The sequence below is a fragment of the Maribacter sp. UH1 genome, assembly GCF_056839145.1.
The window spans coordinates 2,503,034-2,524,255 of the sequence record NZ_CM166387.1; the positions used below are offsets into that span (position 1 = coordinate 2,503,034).

The window sequence follows — 21,222 nt, forward strand, 5'->3', positions numbered from 1 at the left end:
AATAGGTATGAAGCTTAGCTTATACATAACGATAATAATAGTGGCTTTAATAGGTACTACAGACGGATTCTCTCAGCAGGACCCTCAGTACACCCATTATAACTATAATACAATGACCGTAAATTCGGCATACACAGGGTCTAGAGGTAATCTGGCTATCATCTCTTTATATAGAAACCAATGGGTAGGTGTTGAAGGTACTCCAAAAACACTGACGTTCGGTATTGATTCCCCTATTGGGAAATATGATGGAGCGGGACTTTCAATCGTACAAGATGAAATTGGTCCATCTTCTGAAACCTATATTGATGGTAACTATGCCCACCAATTGGTCGTGAACCGCAAGGGTGATAAACTTGCTTTAGGATTAAAAGCCGGAGTACGGTTTTTAAGTATAGATTGGAGCAAAGGTCTGTATAGAGATGAGGGTGATGTATTTTTAAACGAAAACGTAAATGGAAAACTCTTACCATCTATTGGGGCAGGGGTATTCTATTATACAAGAAACGCCTATATAGGACTTTCCACTCCAAATATTTTGACAAACACCCATTATGATGAAATACAAGAAGCAGAATCTGTAGAGCGTATTCATATATTCTTAATAGGTGGTTACGTATTTGATTTAAATCCGTTTTTAAAGTTTAAGCCCTCGTTCTTTGTAAAACATGTTGCGGGTGCACCGCTTTCAGCAGATGTATCTGCTAATTTCTTAATGAACGAAAAATTAACGCTTGGTGTAAATTATAGATGGGATGATAGTGTAAGTGCACTTTTTGGATTGCAGATTACACCACAGTTAAATATGGGGTATGCCTATGATTTTTCTACCACTCAATTAACGGCATATAATTCTGGAACGCACGAGATCTTTTTGAGATTCATGCTCAAGTCTAGGGATAGAATAATTAAGTCGCCTAGATTCTTTTAAACTACATACTATAAAAGGAAAAAAGCTCTCAATTTCTTGAGAGCTTTTTGTTTTGGATTAAACTAAAAACGAAAACCCAAGTTTACGAAATACAACATTCAAATATTACTTACAGAACTGCTCTAAACGTATTTCAAGACTGTATACAGATTTTTATATTATAGTTGAATATTTAGAGCAGTTTGAAATGTTAAATGCCATTAGAGGGACTTTTAAAGTCAAAGACACTATGGAACGAACTTTTTTGGAAGTGAAAAGTATAGACCTGAATAGAAGAACGTTGCCACTTTACAAGCGATTAGACGATAAGAATAAAGCAGTTAAATAAAATGAAGATAAAAAGCCAAGATGTTATTAAGAATTATAAATATCAAGTATGTTTTAGTGAGGCGGTGTACATAACTTTAAATAAAGAAGATATAGAAATTAATTGTTCTGCCTTGGAAGGGTATGGGAATGATGTAGTGGAAAATGAATTTTTTAAATATGCGCTTATTGTAATTGATAAAGACCCCCTATACAGTCTTTGTTTTCAATTAAGAAAACTCCTCAAAATCTATCAAAGAAGTCAGTAAGTAAAGAGTTAGACACTTTATTAAATGATTTAACAATTAAAAGTAATGACACGTATTCAGATTCAAAAAGTACTTTGAACGTAGAATCAAAACCTGTACTTAGCGATTTAGAAAAACAAATTGAAGAGAATCAAATTTTGTATGCTAAGATTATGAATGAAAGACTAGGTGGTAGATATTAAAATATACGTTTTTCAACTTATTAAAATAGTTATATCACAATAGTGGTTTAGCTATTGATAATTTTGTTGAGAGTAATTAAGAAAAACCTACTGTACCTTATTTTTAATATATCTACGATAGTTTATACCCCAAAATAATCCTTCTTGTACTGGTTGTTACGATGATGAATGAGGTGATAATAATTCAATAGGTGATCTGTGCTACTCTTTTTTTGATGTTAAATTTATTAGTTCTTGGTCTTTAAATATTTCTTCAATAGGATTTCTATTACTTGTAGAGGGTAATATAATATTTAATAGTATAGAAAGCGTTGGTGCAATTTGAGTGATTACATGTTTTTTTACTGATCTTCCTTTAGGAATACTATTCTCATACCACAATAAAAGTATATGAGTATCGCAAGTATAGATGTTTCCGTGAGTTGTATTGTACTCTTTTTTTTACATCCAACCCGAATGAAACTGCATTAAAATATCACTTGGATTTTCTGAAAATAGACTATTCATAATTAGAGGCTATATATTCTTTTTTAATCTCCTTTATTTAGACGTATAAAAAGGATGACTATTGTCAATAGCCACCCTTTAATAGAAACTAACTTAAACTAACAACTTACTCTTATCAAACATTACATTGACAATGTTATAAAGGGTCTACTAAACAAATTAATATCCCGCATTTTGATCTAGGAAACCTTCTATACCTGAGGCACCATCAATGGCACTTTGTGGAATCGGAAATAAACGATTATTTGGATCCGAATCGGTTTTATCTGTCCAAGAATCTTCATATTTACCAAATCGAATTTGGTCAGTTCTTCGAATACCTTCCCAATAAAATTCAAAACCTCTTTCTCTGAATAAGGTATTCACATCAAGCGCTGCCAATGGAGCTGGAGTTTGATCAGGTCTAGCTGTTCTAGACGTTCTTACTAGATTCACATCAGCTAATGCACCGCCATTATCTCCTTTTCTTAATTTCGCTTCTGCACGCATTAAATAAATTTCTGCCAAACGCATCAATACAAGATTAATACTACTGAAATGATTACCATTTGGAGAGGTAGCACTAAATGCATATTTACCAGTTCTATATCCTGCATCATGTAATGAACCTTCTACTGTGAAATCGATATCCAAAGTGTGGTTCACATATCCTATATCCACAAAGGGTCCGTTTCCTTTTGTTAGCTGCACAGGTAATATTTTTATCTTACCGTCGTCGCAGGTTAAAAATGCACCATCAGAACCTTTTCTAGCCCCCCATAGCATACCTCTTATAATTCCTCTGTCCATTTCATAATCTAAAGCGTCAACGCAATAAAAACTATTTTCTGTTTCTGTTTCAAGTAGCGGCTCTCGGCCTGCTAAATCTGCTAGTTGTGCTTCAGGAACCAAGGTATTTCTTTGATAGAATCGAGAATCAGCCTCGGCAGGGTCGACATCACCATATGCATCTACCCAAGTTTGGACGAAATCAGAAGTTACTCCAGGGCCATCTGTACCATCTGCACTTGGGTGTTCTGGTCTTGGAAACATAGTTTTTGAAATAGACCAATAGGACCAACGACTATGTTCTTCTCTTAAGACACCGCGCTGGTCTAAAGCAAAAATCAACTCCGCATTTTGCCCGTTATCATCATTGAAGAGTTCAAAATATTCAGGAGATAAGCTATATAATCCAGAATTAATCACGTTGTCAGAATATTGGATAACCTTGTCCATATCTGCTGCTTCAAAATTTGGCGTACCGTAAGGGTCGCGATATACGGGAGCATTTAAATGTAATCTTGCCAAGAAGCCCCAAACAGCACTCTGCGTCATTCTACCAGATCCTTTATCGGTATTGATAAGGTCTACAACAGACAAGAATTCGCTTTCGACATAATCAATAGCTTCTTGTGTTCTAAGTACTGTGGAAAGCTCGTTTGAAGAATCTTTTCTGAGTACAAGGCCCCAACTATCTAAAAGCAGCATATTCAAATACGCTCGTAAAGCTATCATTTCGTACAAAGCTCCTGCCGCTTCGGTATCTCCTGCTTCAGACAAAGGAGTTAATACTTCAATTGCCGCCAATGTTCTAGCGATATTCTCCGTAAGCTCGTTCCAAGAATCACCTACCAAGTCATTGGTGGGAGTAATGGTATGGCTATGGGTTGACATAAATTTACCGCCGTCAAACCAATCTATTCCACCACGGAATGGTAAAATAGCTTCGTCAGCAGCAATTAATTGTAAACCATAGTAACGCGTCATATACCATGTAGATGACACCTGTCCGTAAGCTGGTGCGATGGCTCCGCTTATTACTTCGGCTTGCCCGCCAAATTCCGCTTCATCAATTCTTTCTTCCAACAAATCGGTACAACTCCAATTTAACAGGGAAGCGATTGCTAATACCGTTATAAAAATTTTGTTTTTCATCTGTTAATTATTTTTTTATTAGAATGATACATTTAGTCCAAATAGAAATGTTCTAGGCGTAGGGTATGTAAAACGGTCGATGCCGAATGTTTGAATACCGCCTGAAGAAGTACCTGTATTTACTTCAGGATCAAAACCTGAGTAATCGGTAATTACAAATATGTTTTGACCTGTTAGTGAAAATCGAATACCGCTTACCAAATCGCCAAACGCTCCTTTCGGGCTTAAGTTATAGGCCAAAGTAGCGTTGTTCAGTCGCAGAAAACCACCATCTTCCAAATAACGGGTGGATACTTCATTAGAATTGCTAAGGTCTTCATTAGGAAATTGTGTTGCAAAGTTGGTCGTATTTAAATTTCTACTGAGTTGACCGTTACTGAATAATGTCAAAGCCGTATGGTTGAAAATTTTATTACCAGCGACCCCATTAAAATTCAAACCCAAAGAAAGTTGCTTATACTTAAAATTAAAAAAGAAGGCATAAATAACGTCAGGTAAGGCACTTCCAGCGGCTATTCTATCATTATCCAAATCCTCTCCATCGGCAACAACATCTCTAAATTGATTTAATCCGTCATCACCTATACCTATAAACTCCTTTAGAAAGAAGGTGCCTACGGGCTCATCATTTAGATATCCATTAATGGTAGCACCTGTTTGACCAGCCCCTGATGCTCTACCAGTAGTTAGGACGGAGAATGGGGAATCTCTCACCTCATTGTCTGTATAAGCAATATTACCACCAATATTATATGAAAAATCTTTGGTGAAATCACTGTTATAGTCCAATGCAAATTCAATACCAGAGTTTCGTATTTCCATATCTTCAACATTCGTCCAGAATGTTTCTGTTGGTTGAATAGGGTCAATCTTAGAGGCCAACAAAACCACATCGCTTGTCACTTTATTAAAGTAATCTAGCGAGCCAGTCAATCGGTTGTTTAACAACCCAAAATCAAGACCAATCGTAGTTTGCGTAGCAATTTCCCATTTCAGGTCTGGGTTGGCTGTACGAACTGCTACAGTACCGAAAGGGTAATCATCCAATGTCGTAGCATTTGGATCTAACGGGTAGGTATCAATATCACCTTTCGAATCCGCGAAACTCGCTAAGCTGACTTTACTGTCGATACCATCTTGGTTACCAGTTTCCCCCCAACTTGCTCTTAATTTTAGATTCGTGAATAAGGTATTATCAGCCATGAAATTCTCTTCATGTATATTCCAACCTAATCCTATTGATGGAAAGTAGCCATATTTATTATTCTCCCCGAATTTTGAAGAACCGTCAGCCCGCATGGTTGCAGTTAACAAATATTTGCTGTCATAGGCATATTGTGCCCTAGCAAAAAAGGACTGTAGTTCATTTGTGAAGGCTTGAGAGTTAAGTGTTGTAGGTAATAATTCAGTACTAATTTGATCTTGAAACCGGGGTTCAATACCGTTAAGAGCAAAGCCCTCCAATTGCAATTGTTTTTGCCTGACTTCGGTTTCTTGATACGAATGACCAGCCAATGCCGATACATTATGTTTTCCAGTATCAAAAGAATAGGTTAGGGTATTCTCAACTAAAAAACCACTGTTGGTGGTGGTAAAGGTATTCAATAACCCATCTTCAAAACCTTCTAATAGTGCAAAGGGTAATTGTTGTTGATCACGTGTTGCTGAAGAATAATCAATACCTATACTCCCTCTGTATGTTAATCCTTTTATGATTTCAAACGAAGCTGCAATATTGGCTAAGATTCGGTTTTGGTTCGCTAAATCTGTGTAAAGACGATTGCGTTCAACAGGGTTCAAACGTCCGTCTAAAAGTGTAGGCAGCCCATTGGTGAATACGGGAATAGTCGGATTCAACTGTAACATATCTACAATCGTGCTCTGTTCATTAACATTGTTCCCTACAGCCCCGCCGTCAGACCTTTCATTCAATACTCTTGAAGCTGTTAAGTTGAAATCAACATTCAAGCGTCCGTTCATAGCTTTCTGGTTCAAGTTTACCCTGCCTGAATATCGCTTTAGCCCACTGTTTTCTAAAATACCTTCTTGATCTTCTAAACCGGTAGATATAAAATAAGAAAATTGATCAGTGGCACCACCGCTCATAGAGAAGTTCACATTATTTGATATACCTGTTCTTGTCAATTCGTCTTGCCAATCGGTATTTGCGCCTTGATCGTCTAAGATGCCACCAACTGCAGGGACCTGTTGTCTAAATTCAGCGGCACTAAACACGTCTATTTCTCTTGCTATGTTCGATATAGCTGTCGAAACCGACAAGTTCATCTTCGTTTTACCAGATTTACCTTTTTTGGTAGTAATCACAACAACCCCGTTAGCTGCACGGGCACCATAAATAGCTGTGGCAGAAGCATCTTTCAGAACATCCATGGATTCTATATCCTGAGGGTTTATAAAATTCAAAGGGTTCGACTCCAAGCCCGTAGAACTATTATCAATTGGAAAGCCATCAATAACAAAAAGAGGCGTAGTACCCGAGCGAAGACTACCAACACCACGTATAATAATATTTTGAGTAGCACCAGGCTCACCACTTACAGAAGCTACATTAACACCCGCTAGTTTTCCTTGTAAAAGTTGCCCTGGGTTTGTTACTACCCCTTGGTTGAAGTCTTCACTTTTTATCGAAGCTATTGAACCAGTTACATCTGATTTTTTCTGTGTTCCATAACCAACTACAACTACTTCTTCTAACTTAGAAGCATCTTCTTCCAATATAATAGTTAATTCAGTTTGATTGTTTTGAGAAACTTCCTTTGTTATAAAACCGAGATAAGAAACTACAAGTATCGCATCTTGACTAGCAACATTTATGGAAAATTCCCCGTCAAAATTAGTTTGAGTACCATTGGTAGTCCCTTTTTCCAAGATACTTGCGCCAGGCAAAGGTTGACCATTAGAATCTGTAATTGACCCACTAACTTCTAGGTCTTGTGGAGTTGCTATTTTAGATTGATTAACAGAAACTATTTTATTCCTTTGTTTTTGACGAAGAAGGATTTTTCTATTGTCGATTTCAAAGGTAGTTTTGGTTTTGTTGAATAATTTTTCTAGTATTCTATCTACTGTAAATTGTTCTACATTTATAGAAACACGCCTTTTTAAATCTAATGCCTTAGTGTTAAAAATGAATTTAAACTCAGTCTTAACCTCTATTTCATCAATTACCTGTGAAACGGTAACGTTTTTCATATTTAAAGAGATCTTTGTTTTTTGAGAATAAGCCGTATTGGCCTGCAGAGAGAACATAGTTATCAATAAAAAAAACAATGATAATTTCATTTTTAGGTCAATTTTTGGTGCCCCGATGCCTTTAACAAATGGGATTCGTGCTTTTTTCATATATTTAGTGTGTTTTGGTGGTTAACTTAATTAGAGTTTAATCGCATTTTACAATCGGGAAATGTTAGCGCATTTTCCGATTTTTAATTTTCTTTTAAAATGGATTAGGTATTTGTTTTCATATCTTAAGCTTTTGAATTAGTTTATAATCACTTTGTTATTCACGACTTGGTGTTCTATTGCATAAACTTTATTGAAGTAGTTCAAAACCTCTTCTAAACTTTCTCGTTCAACTTCAATACTAGCATTAAATGTTTCCTCTCCAAGGGTGGTGTTATTATTAATTATAGTAGTATTATACTGGCGTTCAAGACTTTTAATAATATTTTCAAAAGTCTCATTTCTAAAAACTATAGTTCCATTTATCCAAGAAGTGTACAGGGTGGTATTCACTTTATTGGTGTCAATTGTTTTATACTCTTTATTAAAACTGCCTTTGAAACCGGGCTTTAACATTGTGCTTTTTTCTATATCAAACTCTTCATTACTCTCATACAAACCTACCGATCCTTCAATAAGAATCACATCTGTATCACTATTTTCAGGGTATGCAATAACATTAAATTCCGTACCCATTACTTGTACATTAAGTTCATAAGCATTTACAACAAATGGGTTTTTTTCATTTTTAGCTACATCAAAATATGCCTCCCCTTTTAAATAAACTTGTCTAATTTTTCCAGGTAAAAATTTTACTGGGTAACGAAGAGAACTTCCAGCGTTAAGGTGAATTTTGGTCCCGTCCGAAAGATTCAAATTAAATCTTTTTCCATATGGCACCGTAAGAGTGTTATAAGTTACTTTAGTGATATCTAAATCATTAGAATACATCAACTGACGACCTTGTTTTTTACTTACAATTTTCCCGTTGATATCGACAATTTTATCAGAACCATCTTCAGATATAATCTTTACATTTCCATCATGTAATTCTAGTGTAATATTTTCCTCTTTAGGTTGAGGTACATCTTGAGATGAAATTTTCTCTAATCTTGTTTGAGAAATATAACCAATCCCTAAAAAGAGAAAACCTACAGCTGCGTACTTTAATATAGATTTTGGTTTTATGCGATAAAAGATATTTTTGTTTTTTCTAATTTCTTTTAGAAGTTGCCTTTTTATTTCTGAAGGATCTGGATTATTCATACCAATAGTAATTGCAAAATGTGTTTTAATATATTCATCAAAGAGTATATTATTAGAAGAAATTTGAATCCATTTATTTAAAATGTTCAAATCAGAGGCTGTAGCTGAGTTGTTTAGATACCTTACTAAGCAATTATGGATTTCATCACTAATCATCTATAATTATTCTATATCGTTTCATATTAATAATACAAGGCTAAATATCAATACCCTTATTTTTGTGTGGTTTTTTTTTCAAATTCATATAAAATTTTGTTTTTAATTGTGATATTCATAGTATTGTTGAGTTATTACAATTTGTTAAAATGTATTTTAAAAACAATTCAGAATTGATTAAGAGCCTTAGAAAGGGAAACGAAAAAGCCTATATGTTTCTATTGGATAAATATCATAGAAGACTGTATGCTTATGCAATGAGCCTAATAAACGACCATATGTTAGCTGAGGATATTGTTCAGAATGTATTTTTAAAAACTTGGCAATACAGGAAAAAATTAAATACAGAATTCTCTATCCAGAGTTTTCTATATAAATCTATATATAATGAGTTTGTAAATAGTTATAAGAAAGATAAATCCATTATGATGCTTCAAATGAAATATTACCAGTCATTGGCAGAAGTAGTTGAGAACTCAGAGGACAAGGTTATAGAGAAAATGATACATATAGTTTCCAAGGAAATAGAAAAACTACCCCCGAAATGTAGAGAAGTATTTTCATTGAGTAAAAAAGAAGGTCTATCCAATATTGAAATTGCAGAATATCTAAAAATATCTCCTAAAACAGTAGAAGCGCAAATTACAAAAGCTTTTAATGTACTTCGTACTAGTTTAAAAGATGAATATAGAGCTGTTCTATTTTTGGTTTTTGGTATGCACTCTATGGAGGATGATATCAAATGTAATTAGAGAATAAAATAAACTTATTTAAAAAATTAAATAAGTTTATTTTATTTGCTAAAAAAAATTAAAACAAAAAAAGCTCTCAATTTCTTGAGAGCTTTTGCGGTCTGGACGGGACTCGAACCCGCGACCCCCTGCGTGACAGGCAGGTATTCTAACCAACTGAACTACCAGACCGTGGCGTTTAGCGAGTGCAAATATATGTGGTTTATTTAATTGCACAAACATTTTTTTTACTTTTTTTTCAATCTAGAGAAATTTATTTCTTTCTACTAGAAAAGTATTGAGCACTGTTGAGAAATCTCGGTGTATATCTATGTCCACATATTTGATTTTATATTGAGCACATTTCATTTTTATGTCAGATAAATATGCGGTAATACGTTCATTATAAGCTTCTTTAATATTATCGGCATATAAGTCTAAATGTTCGCCGGTTTCAACGTCGACAAATCTTTTGGGTGTATTTTCAAAATTGAAGTATAATTCGCGATTTTTATCCATCGGGTGAAAAAGTACAACATCGTGCTTATTATATTTCAAATGTCGGAGCGCTTCGAACAATTCATCATCGTTTTTTTCGGTTTGGAACATATCCGTAAACAGAAAAATGAGACTTCTTCTCTTAATGTTTTCTGCAATCTGATGTAAATAGGTGTAGGTATTTGTTTCTTTTGGAGGATTTTTAGCCATGCCAACTTCACTTAATTGCGCCAATAGCATTTGAAAATGCCGCTCACTTCCTTTTTCAGGTGCGTAATAATTGTAGGCATCAGAGTAAATACTTAAACCTACGGCATCTCGCTGTCTTTTAAGTACGTTCATTAAGGCGGCAATTGCCAAGACGCTAAATCCTATCTTGTTTAAGGAATCAATGCTTAAATTATCTACCTGCGGATAATACATAGACGCAGAATTATCCAGTATCATGTGGCACCTTAAATTGGTTTCCTCTTCATAGCGTTTTGTATAAAGCTTATCTGTCTTTGCAAAGAGCTTCCAGTCTATATGTTTGGTGCTTTCACCATTGTTGTAGATTTTATGTTCGGCAAATTCCGCAGAGAAGCCATGAAACGGACTTCTGTGTATTCCGCTAATGAAACCTTCTACTACTTGGTTAGCTAGCAGCTCTAGGTTAGAGAATAAGGATGACTTGTTTAATTCTGATTGTAGATTCACACTTCTAAAGATAATAAAGACATTTTAACTAGCTGTATTGGTCGAATTAAAATTGTGCCAAATAAAAAGAGCTGGCATATGCCAGCTCTTTTTATCTTTTATATACGTGTGTTGTGCTTACAAAGCTGCGTCTATAGCATCTGTGTAAACTTTCTTAGGTGAAACACCTACTTGTCTGCTTACAATTTCACCACCTTTGAATACTAATACTGTAGGTATGTTACGTACCCCGTATTTAGCGGCAAATTCTTGATTTGCATCTACGTCAACTTTACCAACAACAGCTTTGCCGTCATATTCAGTACTAACTTCGTCAATGATAGGACCTACCATACGACAAGGACCGCACCATGCTGCCCAAAAATCTACTACTACTGGTTTATCGCTTTTTAATACTACCTCGTCAAAAGTAGCATCTGTTATTTCTAATGCCATCTTAATTTCTTTTATTGATTATGCAAATTTAGTCAATTATTCTTCTGTTTCCTTACCGCTTGGCAATTCGTTTTGCCTATTAAGGTATCAAGCTAATTTATATATTTATATAGTTCTTTTCTTACATAGCATCACGTCTTATAAAGTATAATTTGCGATTCTAAGATGTAAAATTTACTATTTCAATAGTTAAACAGGATACTTGCTTCTTTAATTCAGTTTAAAATGAACGTCTTGTTTCTCTAAAAGTTGCAATAACTCGGTCGAAATATTTACTTTCTGTCGTCTGCTGTTTAAAGTAACCTTAATTTTTTCTTCCATTTCATAGACGATAAAATTAACCGGGTGTTCACCTACATGGTCTATGAAGGTGTCTTTTAGGGTGCGTACCTTCTCTTCTTTCAAGTCGGCAATGTTCAATTTTATCGTGAGTTTTCTGGCGTATGTTTCCATCACTTCTTGTAGCAACATAAAGCTATTGAACTGCATTCTTGGGTCACCTTTTTTACCGGTATCTTTATTCATCCATCCATCACGTACAAATAATTTTACGTAGGCAAAGGAGTTGATCATTAAGAAGTGTCTGAATTTAAGGTACTCTTCCCCGAAAATCCTAAATTCATAAGAGTCGGTATAATCTTCCATGGTAAATGCTGCCCAACCTTTTCCGTTTTTGGAAACCCTATGCTGTACATCTGTAATTACGGCTGCAAAGGTGAGTTCCCTATTGACGTAAGTTGGTAGGTCGTTTACGCAAGCAATATTGGCATTACAAAATGCCTTTACTTCTGTTTTAAAGTCATCTAAAGGGTGTCCAGAAATATAAATACCTACCACTTCTTTTTCTCTTCGAAGTTTTTCCATGGTACCCCATTCCTCGCATGGCGGTACTACTGGTTCTGGTATTTGTACCTCACTCGCATCTCCGAAAAGGCTTACTTGACTAGAGTTCTCGCTCTCTTGAAATTTAGCTCCATATTTTATGGTCTTCTCTAAAAACGTTACTCCGTCTCCTTCATTATGAAAATACTGTGCTCTGTGTGTATCGCCAAAAGAATCAAATCCTCCTGCAACGGCTAAACTTTCAAATGCTTTTTTATTTGCTGCACGAAGATCTATTCGTTTTGCAAAATCGAATACGGATTTGTAGGGTCCTTCTTCTTTTCTGTTTTCTACGATGGTTTCTACCGCACCACGACCAACACCTTTTACGGCACCCATTCCAAAACGGACAGCACCGGCATCGTTTACGGCAAACTTGTAGTAAGATTCATTTACATCTGGTCCCAAAACATCCAAGCCCATACGTTTACATTCTTCCATGAAGAAGGTAACCTGTTTAATATCGTTCATGTTATTACTCAATACCGCCGCCATATATTCAGCAGGGTAGTGGGCTTTACAATATGCGGTTTGGTATGCGATCCATGCATAGCAAGTAGAGTGAGATTTGTTAAAGGCGTAGGCTGCAAATGCTTCCCAATCCTTCCAAATTTTCTCCAGTTTATCAACTGCATGTCCTTTGGCTGAAGCTTGTTCAATGAACTTTGGCTTCATTTTATCTAGTACGTGCTTCTGCTTTTTACCCATTGCCTTACGCAAGACATCAGCTTCACCTTTTGTAAAGTCCGCCAACTTCTGTGAAAGGAGCATCACTTGCTCTTGGTAAACCGTAATACCATAGGTTTCCGCTAAGTATTCCTCACAGGCATCAAGGTCATATACAATTTCTTCGGTACCGTGTTTACGGGCAATGAAACTTGGTATATACTCCATTGGACCAGGACGGTATAATGCGTTCATAGCAATAAGATCCGCAAAAACGGTAGGTTTTAGCGATCTCATGTGTTTCTGCATCCCGGGAGATTCATATTGGAATACACCAACTGTTTCTCCTCTTTGGAAGAGCTCGTATGTTTTTACATCATCTAACGGAAAATTCTCTGGGTCTAGCTCAACTCCGTGTTTTGCTTTTACAATCTTAACGGTGTCCTTAATCAAGGTCAGCGTTTTCAATCCTAAGAAATCCATCTTCAGCAGTCCGGCATCCTCCACAACGGAGTTGTCAAACTGAGTACAGTACATTTCGGAATCCTTGGCAAGTGCCACGGGTACGAACTTGGTAATGTCATCTGGGGTAATAATAACCCCACAGGCATGAATACCGGTATTACGAACCGAACCTTCTAAAATGTACGCCTGATTTAAGGTTTCTGATTCAGGACCATCACCCTCGGAAATTGCTAAAAGTTCATTTATCTTTTCTAAATCTTCTGATCTAAATTTCGATCTCAAGACTTTTTCATCGACCCCAATAATCTTTTTTAACTTAGACATATCGGGTATCAACTTTGCCATGCGGTCTGAATCTTGCAGAGGCAAATCCAGGGCACGTGCCGTATCTCTAATAGCAGATTTAGCAGCCATGGTACCATAAGTGATAATCTGTGCCACTTGGTTAGCCCCGTACTTGTCGATTACATAGTCCATTACACGACCACGCCCTTCATCATCAAAATCAATATCAATATCGGGCATACTTACACGATCCGGATTTAGGAAACGCTCAAAAAGTAGGTCGTACTTAATAGGGTCTAGATTCGTAATCCATAAACAGTAAGCAACGGCAGATCCTGCGGCAGATCCACGACCGGGACCTACGGATACATCCATAGTTCTTGCTGCCCTAATAAAATCCTCCACAATCAAGAAGTAACCAGGGTAGCCCGTTTTTTCAATTACTTTAAGCTCAAAATCTAATCGCTCGTCAATGGCAGGTGTAATTTCACCATATCTTTTCTTTGCGCCTTCATAGGTAATGTGGCGTAGAAATTTATTTTCTCCTCGTTTGCCACCATCCAGCTTGTCTTCCTCGAACTGAAATTCTTCAGGAATATCGAACGCAGGTAACAGTACGTCACGAGCTAAAGTAAAGGTCTCTACCTTGTCAACGATTTCTTGAATATTGATGATAGCTTCAGGGATATCCTTAAAAAGCTCCTTCATCTCATCAGATGACTTAAAGTAGTATTCTTGGTTTGGTAAACCGTAACGATATCCACGACCACGACCAATTGGGGTAGCTTGTTTTTCACCATCCTTAACACATAAAAGAATGTCATGCGCATGTGCATTTTCCTTTTCTACGTAGTAGGTGTTATTGGTGGCTACTAGCTTTACATTGTGTTTTTTGGCAAACTGAATCAAGACTTGATTAACACGATCTTCATCTTCTTGACCGTGGCGCATGATTTCTATATACAGATCATCGCCAAAAGTCTCTTTCCACCAGATTAATGCTTCCTCGGCTTGTTTTTCACCAACGTTCAATACTTTACTAGGAACCTCGCCATACAAGTTTCCTGTCAGCACCATGACATCTTCTTTGTACTGCTCAATTACTTTTTTATCGATACGAGGCACATAGTATTTACCCGAAACAAAGGCAATTGATGACATCTTGGCTAAATTCAAATAGCCCTTCTTGCTCTTGGCGAGCATTACTATTTGGTAGCCGTTGTCTTTTTGTGATTTGTTGGTATGATCTTCACAAACCTGAAATTCGCAGCCTATTATAGGAGTTATTTCTTGTTCAGGTTCCGGTAGTTCGGTTAAAGGCTCTTGACCTTCTTCTAAAGTGCCGTTTTGTGTGGCTTCATATCTTTTCTGATTTGCTTCATTTCTAGAAACAACACCTTTGTTATGATTTAACACTCCGTTTACGAAATGAAATGCACCCATCATATTCGCATGGTCCGTCATGGCCACCGCAGGCATTTTGGCTTTTGCTGCAGCTTTTACCAAATCAGGAACGCTTATGGTAGATTGTAATATGGAGAATTGTGTGTGATTATGTAAATGTGAAAAACTTGCGTTCCCTAAGGTAGCCAGGTTTTCTTCTATCTCTTCTTGAGAAACTCCGCCAGTATCTTTTGCCCAAAGTGCATCGGCAATTTTTTTCGATGCTTTTTTAAGGTTGATGTGTTTAAGACCGATAAGTTCAATTTCCTGCGGATTAGCCTCAGAGAAATTCTTGAAATAATCGGGTTGAACATCTAACTGTTCTTTTGTATACTGTTGCTTACGGATAAGTTCAAGAAAACAACGTGTAGTTGCCTCAACATCGGCAGTTGCATTATGCGCTTCGCCAAAAGGCTCCCCAAATAAATATTGGTGCAATTCTGTTAATGTTGGTAACTTGAATTTACCACCTCTACCACCGGGAATCTGGCATAATTGTGCCGTGTGCTCTGTACAGGTATCTAAAACAGGAAGTTCTTGTAACGGATTTTCAACACCCAAACGGTGGAATTCCGCGCCCATAATATTTAAATCGAAACCTACATTCTGCCCAACAATGAATTTTGTTTTAGACATGGCAATGTTGAATTTCTCCAAAACCTCTGCAAGGGAAATACCTTTTTGCTCGGCAAGCTCAGTAGAAATACCGTGAATTTGCTCGGCGTCATAAGGAATGTTGAACCCCTCTGGGCGAACTAAATAATCTTCATGCTCAATGCATTTTCCCATATCGTCATGCAGCTGCCATGCAATCTGTATACAACGTGGCCAGTTGTCTGTGTCTGTAATAGGTGCGTTCCAGTTTTTTGGAAGACCGGTAGTTTCGGTATCAAATATGAGGTACATAGCGAATTTTCTGTGTGTTCAAAAGCGGTCAGTTACGTGACCTAAAAATTGCCTATAAAATTACTAAAAAGTGCTTGTTAGAAAAAGCGGAGTTGCTAAGAGTTATTAACGAGTGGTTTTTATGAGTAATAAATGAATAGTATAGTTAGATTTGTGCTTGCTGATTAATAGCCGGAAGGCTAGTGTATATGGTGTTTACTGTTAGATAGTTGTATTTTTGAATCTTCTGTTTTGTATTTTTGAAAAAGCCAATTGAAATAACTTAAATTCATTGTTGCCAATTCAGCATTTTAAATTATATTTGCACCCGCTTTCAGATTAGCTTTGCTGGCTGATGGCGAACGAGTTAAAAAACTAGAATTAATAATCAAGGGTCGGGCACCCTACAAATTAATGTGATATGCCAGTAAAAATTAGATTACAAAGACACGGTAAAAAAGGAAAACCATTCTATTGGGTAGTTGCTGCAGATGCAAGAGCTAAAAGAGATGGTAAATTCTTAGAGAAATTAGGTATCTACAATCCTAATACTAACCCTGCAACAATTGAACTTGATATTGATAGTTCTGTAAAGTGGTTACAAAACGGTGCACAACCAACTGATACTGCTAAAGCTATTCTTTCTTATAGAGGTGTTCTTTTAAAGCATCACTTATTAGGTGGTGTTCGTAAAGGTGCATTGACCGAAGAGCAAGCTGAAGAAAAATTCAATGCTTGGGTTACTGAAAAAGAAGCTGCTATTGCTGATAAAGTTGGTGGTATTGATAAAGTTAAAGCTGATGCTAGAGCTGCTGCCTTAAAAGCGGAAAAAGAAGTAAACGATAAGCGTGCTGCTGATGCTGCCGCTGCTGCTTTACCAGAAGTTGCTGAAGGTGAAGACGCTGAAGCTGAAGTAGAAGCTGTTGAAGCTGCTGGTGAGCCAGAACAAGCTGTTGAAACTCCAGAAGCTCCTGCTGCTGAAGAAGATAAAGCATAATTTTTAAGAAACGATGCGAAAGGAAGATTGTTTCTACCTAGGTAATATCGTTTCAAAATATAGTTTCAAAGGTGAGGTGCTAGTAAAACTAGATACCGATGACCCCGAGATATACGAAAAAATGGAATCAGTATTTGTTTCTTTAGGAAACAATCTGGTTCCATTTTTTATTAAAAGATGCCGACTTCATAAATCTAACTTACTTCGTATAGATTTTGAAGAGGTGAAATCAGAATCTGATGCGGACCGCATTATGAAATCTGGACTATACTTACCACTTACCATGTTGCCCAAACTAACGGGTAACAAGTTTTATTATCATGAAATCATCGGTTTTACTATGATAGATTCTGTTCACGGTGATATAGGTATAATACAAAGCGTTAACGATACTACAGCACAAGCTTTGTTTGAAGTGGAGAAAGACGGAACTCAATTATTAATACCTGTAAGTGACGATATCATTACTAAAGTAGACCGCGAGAACAAGAGTATTTTTGTCACTACACCTGAAGGTTTGGTTGATCTGTATTTGTCCTAGTTTTTATTTGCTTTTTTCAGGTACTATTTAGGAGAGTAAATACTAAAAGATAAAACCAATAAAGATTACTATTAACAGTAAATAATATTAGAAATAGTATTAATTTTTCATCATGGATATTAGATTGATGAAGTTTTTACGAAAGCCTAATTTTTTTGGTGCAAATGATATTAAACCATGGCATCATTTTTTATTCTGGTCTGTATATTTCGTCTTTAATACTTTTCGTTGGTCATTTATACATGACAATTTTCTATTGTCACTACACACCAACATGATTGGGTTTCCAATACATATGTTTTTGGCGTATTTAAATGCTTATTATTTAATGCCAAAGTTCATTTATAATAAAAAGTATATCCAATACACGCTTTTTATAATAGCAGCATTAATACTAATGCTATTGGTGAAATTTAATCTTACTTATTATTTGGTAAGTAAAGATGTAATGCCAGAAAGTTCAGAAATTATTGATAGGTTAACTATTGGTTTTGCTGTACAAAGTATGATTGGTGAAGTGTATGTAATATCATTTTTTACGGCTATAAAATTAACCGTAGATTGGATTAGGGAAAGTAGTAAACTTCATGATTTAGAAAAGCGTCAACTTAAAACGGAACTTCGTTTTTTAAGGTCTCAGGTCTCACCACATTTTTTCTTTAATACCTTAAATAATATATACTCTTTAACCTTAGAAAAATCTGATCAGGCACCAGAAGTAATTTTAAAATTATCTGAACTGATGCGATACTTGCTGTATGCCACTAAAAAACAGCGTCAAGATTTAACAAGTGAAATTAATTGTATTAGAAATTACATAGATTTGGAACGTATTCGGTTCGATGATTCTTTGAAGATTGATATGAATATTTCTGGCGATCTTACGAATTGTAAGATTCCGCCAATGCTTTTGATTCCTCTTATTGAAAATTGCTTTAAACATGGGGCAAATAAGAATATTGGGGAAATGAAGATTAAAATAGATGTCAACGTAGAGGACGGATTTATGGGTTTTAAAGTGTCAAATTCCATTCCGCTCGTAAATACAGAATATACATATCCTGTAAAACGCGGTGGTATAGGACTCTCTAATGTAAAAAAACGTTTAGAGTTGGGGTATGATAAAAATGATTACGATTTAAAGATATTTGAGGAGGATAAAATGTTCAATGTTGTTTTAAAGCTTAAGGTAGTATGATTTTGAAAGTGATAGTAGTAGATGATGAGCCGTTGGCAGTAAATGTGCTTAAAAACTATATAGAAAGAGTTAAGGAATTGAAATTAGAAGGTACCTTTTCTAACGCGTTAGATGCATCGACTTTTTTAAGAGATAACCAAGTAGATATTATGTTCTTGGACATTAATATGCCTTTTCTTGATGGATTGGAATTTTTGAGTACCCTACATAAAAAGCCGTTTGTCATTATGACCACGGCACATGAAGAGCATGCATTAAAGAGTTTTGAGCTTGAGGCGATAGATTATTTGGTTAAGCCTATTTCATTACCACGTTTTTTTAAATCTGTAGATCGTGTAATAGGGCTAAAGAAAGGTTTTGGTAATGGCTCTTTGGAAAAGGACGAGAAGCCATCTATTTTTGTGAAGGTCGATAAAAAGAAACTTCAGAAAATATATCTTGAGGAGATAATGGTTATAGAAAGCCTTAAGGATTATATCAGGATTATTACCCCTACTGCTAAATATATCATTCATAGTACACTGAGTAGTTTTACAGATGAACTCCCTGGAGATAATTTTATCAGAATACATCGATCTTTCACGATTGCAGTAGATAAGGTAAATGTAGTTGAAGGAAATAGTGTTGAAATTGGCGGTATTAGATATACCATTGGCAGAAGCTACCTTGCAGATGCAAAAAGCAGAATATTAAATAACTTAACAGATTAGAAAATATACATTGAGCGAACTATTTAAATTTAAACAGTTTAGTATTAATCAAGACCGTTGTGCCATGAAAATTGGTACGGACGGTGTATTGCTGGGTGCTTGGGCTACATTAGATAATAATCCAGAATCTATTCTTGATATTGGTGCCGGTACAGGAGTTATTGCATTGATGTTGGCACAAAGAAGCAACGCTGAGGTAATTGACGCCTTAGAAATAGATGCGGATGCCTATGAGCAGTGTGTGGAGAATTTTGAATTATCCCCATGGGGAGATCGGTTATACTGCTATCATGCCGGTCTGGATGAGTTTGTTGATGAAATTGAAGATCAGTATGAGTTGATAGTGTGTAATCCGCCATTTTATTCAGAAAATGTTGCATCAGGAAATGTACAACGAGATCAGGCACGGCAAAATGAGTTTCTTCCTTTTGATGAACTCATAACGGCAGTTTCAAAGTTGTTGTCTGACAATGGCGTGTTCACCACAATTATACCTTTTAAGGAAAAAGATACTTTTGTGAAAAGAGCTGAAGGTGAAGGTTTATTTCTGAATGAGTGTTTACATGTGAGAGGAAACCCAACCGCAGAAATAAAACGTGTGTTATTGACGTTCTCTAGAGTAGCGAAAGAATCCAATACCACAGAATTGATCATCGAAACTGATAGGCATGTATATACTGCTGAGTATGTGGACTTGACTAAAGAGTTTTATTTAAAAATGTAACTTTAGTGTAGTAAAATGTTATATTTCTTTAATTATCTTTGATAAAAGCATTGTTATGAGACCAGATTTATTTGAAGCACCAGACTATTATAATTTAGACGATTTACTTTCTGAAGAACATTTGCTAGTTCGGGATGCTGCACGCCAATGGGTAAAGAGAGATGTATCTCCAATCATTGAAGAATATGCCCAAAAGGCAGAATTTCCAAAGCAGATAATAAAAGGTCTTGCGGAGATTGGAGCTTTTGGACCGTACATTCCTGAAGAATATGGTGGTGCAGGCTTAGATCAAATAAGTTACGGACTCATTATGCAAGAAATTGAAAGGGGAGATAGTGGAGTGCGTTCTACGGCATCTGTGCAATCTTCTTTGGTAATGTACCCAATTTATACTTACGGTACTGAGGAGCAACGCAAAAAATACCTGCCAAAATTAGCTTCTGGTGAATGGATGGGTTCCTTTGGGTTAACAGAGCCTAACCACGGTTCTAATCCTAGCGGTATGGAAACCAAGTACAAAGATATGGGTGATCATTATTTGTTGAACGGTGCCAAACTTTGGATTTCGAATTCACCTTTTTGCGATATAGCGGTAGTATGGGCAAAGAATGAAGAAGGTCGTATTCACGGTTTAATCGTGGAACGTGGAATGGAAGGTTTTACCACACCAGAAACACATAATAAATGGTCTTTAAGAGCTTCGGCTACGGGAGAATTGATATTTGATAATGTAAAAGTTCCAAAGGAAAATTTGTTACCGAATAAGTCTGGATTGGGAGCTCCATTAGGTTGTTTGGATTCCGCGAGATTTGGAATTGCATGGGGTGCGATTGGTGCTGCTATGGATTGCTATGATACGGCTTTGAGATATGCAAAAGAGCGCATTCAATTTGGTAAGCCTATTGCAGCAACACAATTGCAGCAAAAGAAATTAGCGGAAATGATTACCGAGATTACCAAGGCGCAATTATTAGCGTTTCGTTTAGGACAATTAAAAAATCAAGGTAAAGCTACTTCTGCACAAATTTCCATGGCAAAAAGAAACAATGTGGAGATGGCTATTAAAATAGCTCGTGAAGCAAGACAAGTTTTAGGTGGTATGGGCATTACAGGTGAGTATAGCATTATGCGCCATATGATGAATTTAGAGAGTGTAATCACTTATGAGGGTACACATGATATTCACTTATTAATTACAGGTGCGGATATTACGGGTATGCCTGCTTTTCAATAAAGTAACATTTTACTATAGTAGCCTTAACATAGCATAAAAAATGACAATCTATCTT

General features: G+C 36.1%; 15 protein-coding genes and 1 tRNA gene. 9 read left to right on the forward strand and 7 right to left on the reverse strand.

Features of this window, described 5'->3' with window-relative positions; all coding sequences use genetic code 11:
* Positions 1 to 7: 7 nt before the first annotated feature.
* Together UH1x_RS10860 and UH1x_RS10865 are read left to right on the forward strand one after the other, a co-directional pair.
* On the forward strand, positions 8 to 931 hold the full coding sequence (locus tag UH1x_RS10860) for a PorP/SprF family type IX secretion system membrane protein (protein WP_482621712.1): 924 nt from the start codon (positions 8 to 10) through the stop codon (positions 929 to 931).
* 526 nt (positions 932 to 1,457) lie between these two features.
* Positions 1,458 to 1,688, forward strand: coding sequence for a hypothetical protein (locus UH1x_RS10865; protein WP_482621713.1), 231 nt, complete (start codon positions 1,458 to 1,460; stop codon positions 1,686 to 1,688).
* 666 nt (positions 1,689 to 2,354) lie between these two features.
* Here the strand turns inward: UH1x_RS10865 and UH1x_RS10870 are convergent.
* The 3 genes from UH1x_RS10870 to UH1x_RS10880 form a co-directional block, all read right to left on the reverse strand.
* The gene (locus tag UH1x_RS10870) at positions 2,355 to 4,112 is read right to left on the reverse strand and encodes a RagB/SusD family nutrient uptake outer membrane protein (protein ID WP_482621714.1); all 1,758 of its coding nucleotides are present in this window, start codon (positions 4,110 to 4,112) and stop codon (positions 2,355 to 2,357) included.
* A gap of 18 nt (positions 4,113 to 4,130) precedes the next feature.
* Positions 4,131 to 7,325 carry a TonB-dependent receptor gene (locus tag UH1x_RS10875; RefSeq protein WP_482621715.1) on the reverse strand — a complete coding sequence of 1,065 codons (3,195 nt, stop codon included), beginning with the start codon at positions 7,323 to 7,325 and terminating at the stop codon, positions 4,131 to 4,133.
* A 288-nt stretch (positions 7,326 to 7,613) separates the two neighbouring features.
* Positions 7,614 to 8,777 (reverse strand): FecR family protein, encoded by a 1,164-nt coding sequence (locus UH1x_RS10880; protein ID WP_482621716.1) that lies wholly within the window; start codon positions 8,775 to 8,777, stop codon positions 7,614 to 7,616.
* Between the two features lie 149 nt (positions 8,778 to 8,926).
* On the opposite strand from UH1x_RS10880, the gene UH1x_RS10885 reads away from it, so the two are divergent.
* Entirely contained in the window at positions 8,927 to 9,529 is a 603-nt protein-coding gene (locus tag UH1x_RS10885) for an RNA polymerase sigma factor (protein ID WP_482621717.1), read from the forward strand.
* Between the two features lie 97 nt (positions 9,530 to 9,626).
* On the opposite strand, the gene UH1x_RS10890 is transcribed toward UH1x_RS10885, so the two are convergent.
* From UH1x_RS10890 to dnaE, 4 genes are all read right to left on the reverse strand, one after another.
* Positions 9,627 to 9,700, reverse strand: a tRNA-Asp gene (locus UH1x_RS10890).
* Between the two features lie 72 nt (positions 9,701 to 9,772).
* Positions 9,773 to 10,702, reverse strand: coding sequence for a DUF58 domain-containing protein (locus UH1x_RS10895; protein ID WP_482621718.1), 930 nt, complete (start codon positions 10,700 to 10,702; stop codon positions 9,773 to 9,775).
* A gap of 117 nt (positions 10,703 to 10,819) precedes the next feature.
* The gene (gene trxA, locus UH1x_RS10900; RefSeq protein ID WP_024481982.1) at positions 10,820 to 11,137 is read right to left on the reverse strand and encodes a thioredoxin; all 318 of its coding nucleotides are present in this window, start codon (positions 11,135 to 11,137) and stop codon (positions 10,820 to 10,822) included.
* Positions 11,138 to 11,347: 210 nt separating this feature from the next.
* On the reverse strand, positions 11,348 to 15,784 hold the full coding sequence (dnaE, locus tag UH1x_RS10905; RefSeq protein WP_482621719.1) for a DNA polymerase III subunit alpha: 4,437 nt from the start codon (positions 15,782 to 15,784) through the stop codon (positions 11,348 to 11,350).
* 400 nt (positions 15,785 to 16,184) lie between these two features.
* On the opposite strand from dnaE, the gene UH1x_RS10910 reads away from it, so the two are divergent.
* From UH1x_RS10910 to UH1x_RS10935, 6 genes are all read left to right on the forward strand, one after another.
* Entirely contained in the window at positions 16,185 to 16,760 is a 576-nt protein-coding gene (locus UH1x_RS10910) for a 30S ribosomal protein S16 (RefSeq protein ID WP_405410802.1), read from the forward strand.
* A 13-nt stretch (positions 16,761 to 16,773) separates the two neighbouring features.
* Complete coding sequence (gene rimM, locus UH1x_RS10915) at positions 16,774 to 17,301, forward strand: ribosome maturation factor RimM (RefSeq protein ID WP_396632313.1); 528 nt, start codon at positions 16,774 to 16,776, stop codon at positions 17,299 to 17,301.
* A 112-nt stretch (positions 17,302 to 17,413) separates the two neighbouring features.
* Complete coding sequence (locus UH1x_RS10920) at positions 17,414 to 18,499, forward strand: sensor histidine kinase (protein WP_482621720.1); 1,086 nt, start codon at positions 17,414 to 17,416, stop codon at positions 18,497 to 18,499.
* Positions 18,496 to 19,209 carry a LytR/AlgR family response regulator transcription factor gene (locus UH1x_RS10925; protein ID WP_482621721.1) on the forward strand — a complete coding sequence of 238 codons (714 nt, stop codon included), beginning with the start codon at positions 18,496 to 18,498 and terminating at the stop codon, positions 19,207 to 19,209. Before UH1x_RS10920 ends, UH1x_RS10925 begins: the two co-directional genes overlap by 4 nt.
* 10 nt (positions 19,210 to 19,219) lie before the next feature.
* Complete coding sequence (locus UH1x_RS10930; RefSeq protein ID WP_482621722.1) at positions 19,220 to 19,933, forward strand: tRNA1(Val) (adenine(37)-N6)-methyltransferase; 714 nt, start codon at positions 19,220 to 19,222, stop codon at positions 19,931 to 19,933.
* A 55-nt stretch (positions 19,934 to 19,988) separates the two neighbouring features.
* Entirely contained in the window at positions 19,989 to 21,167 is a 1,179-nt protein-coding gene (locus UH1x_RS10935; RefSeq protein WP_036151675.1) for an acyl-CoA dehydrogenase family protein, read from the forward strand.
* The last annotated feature ends 55 nt before the right edge of the window (positions 21,168 to 21,222 follow it).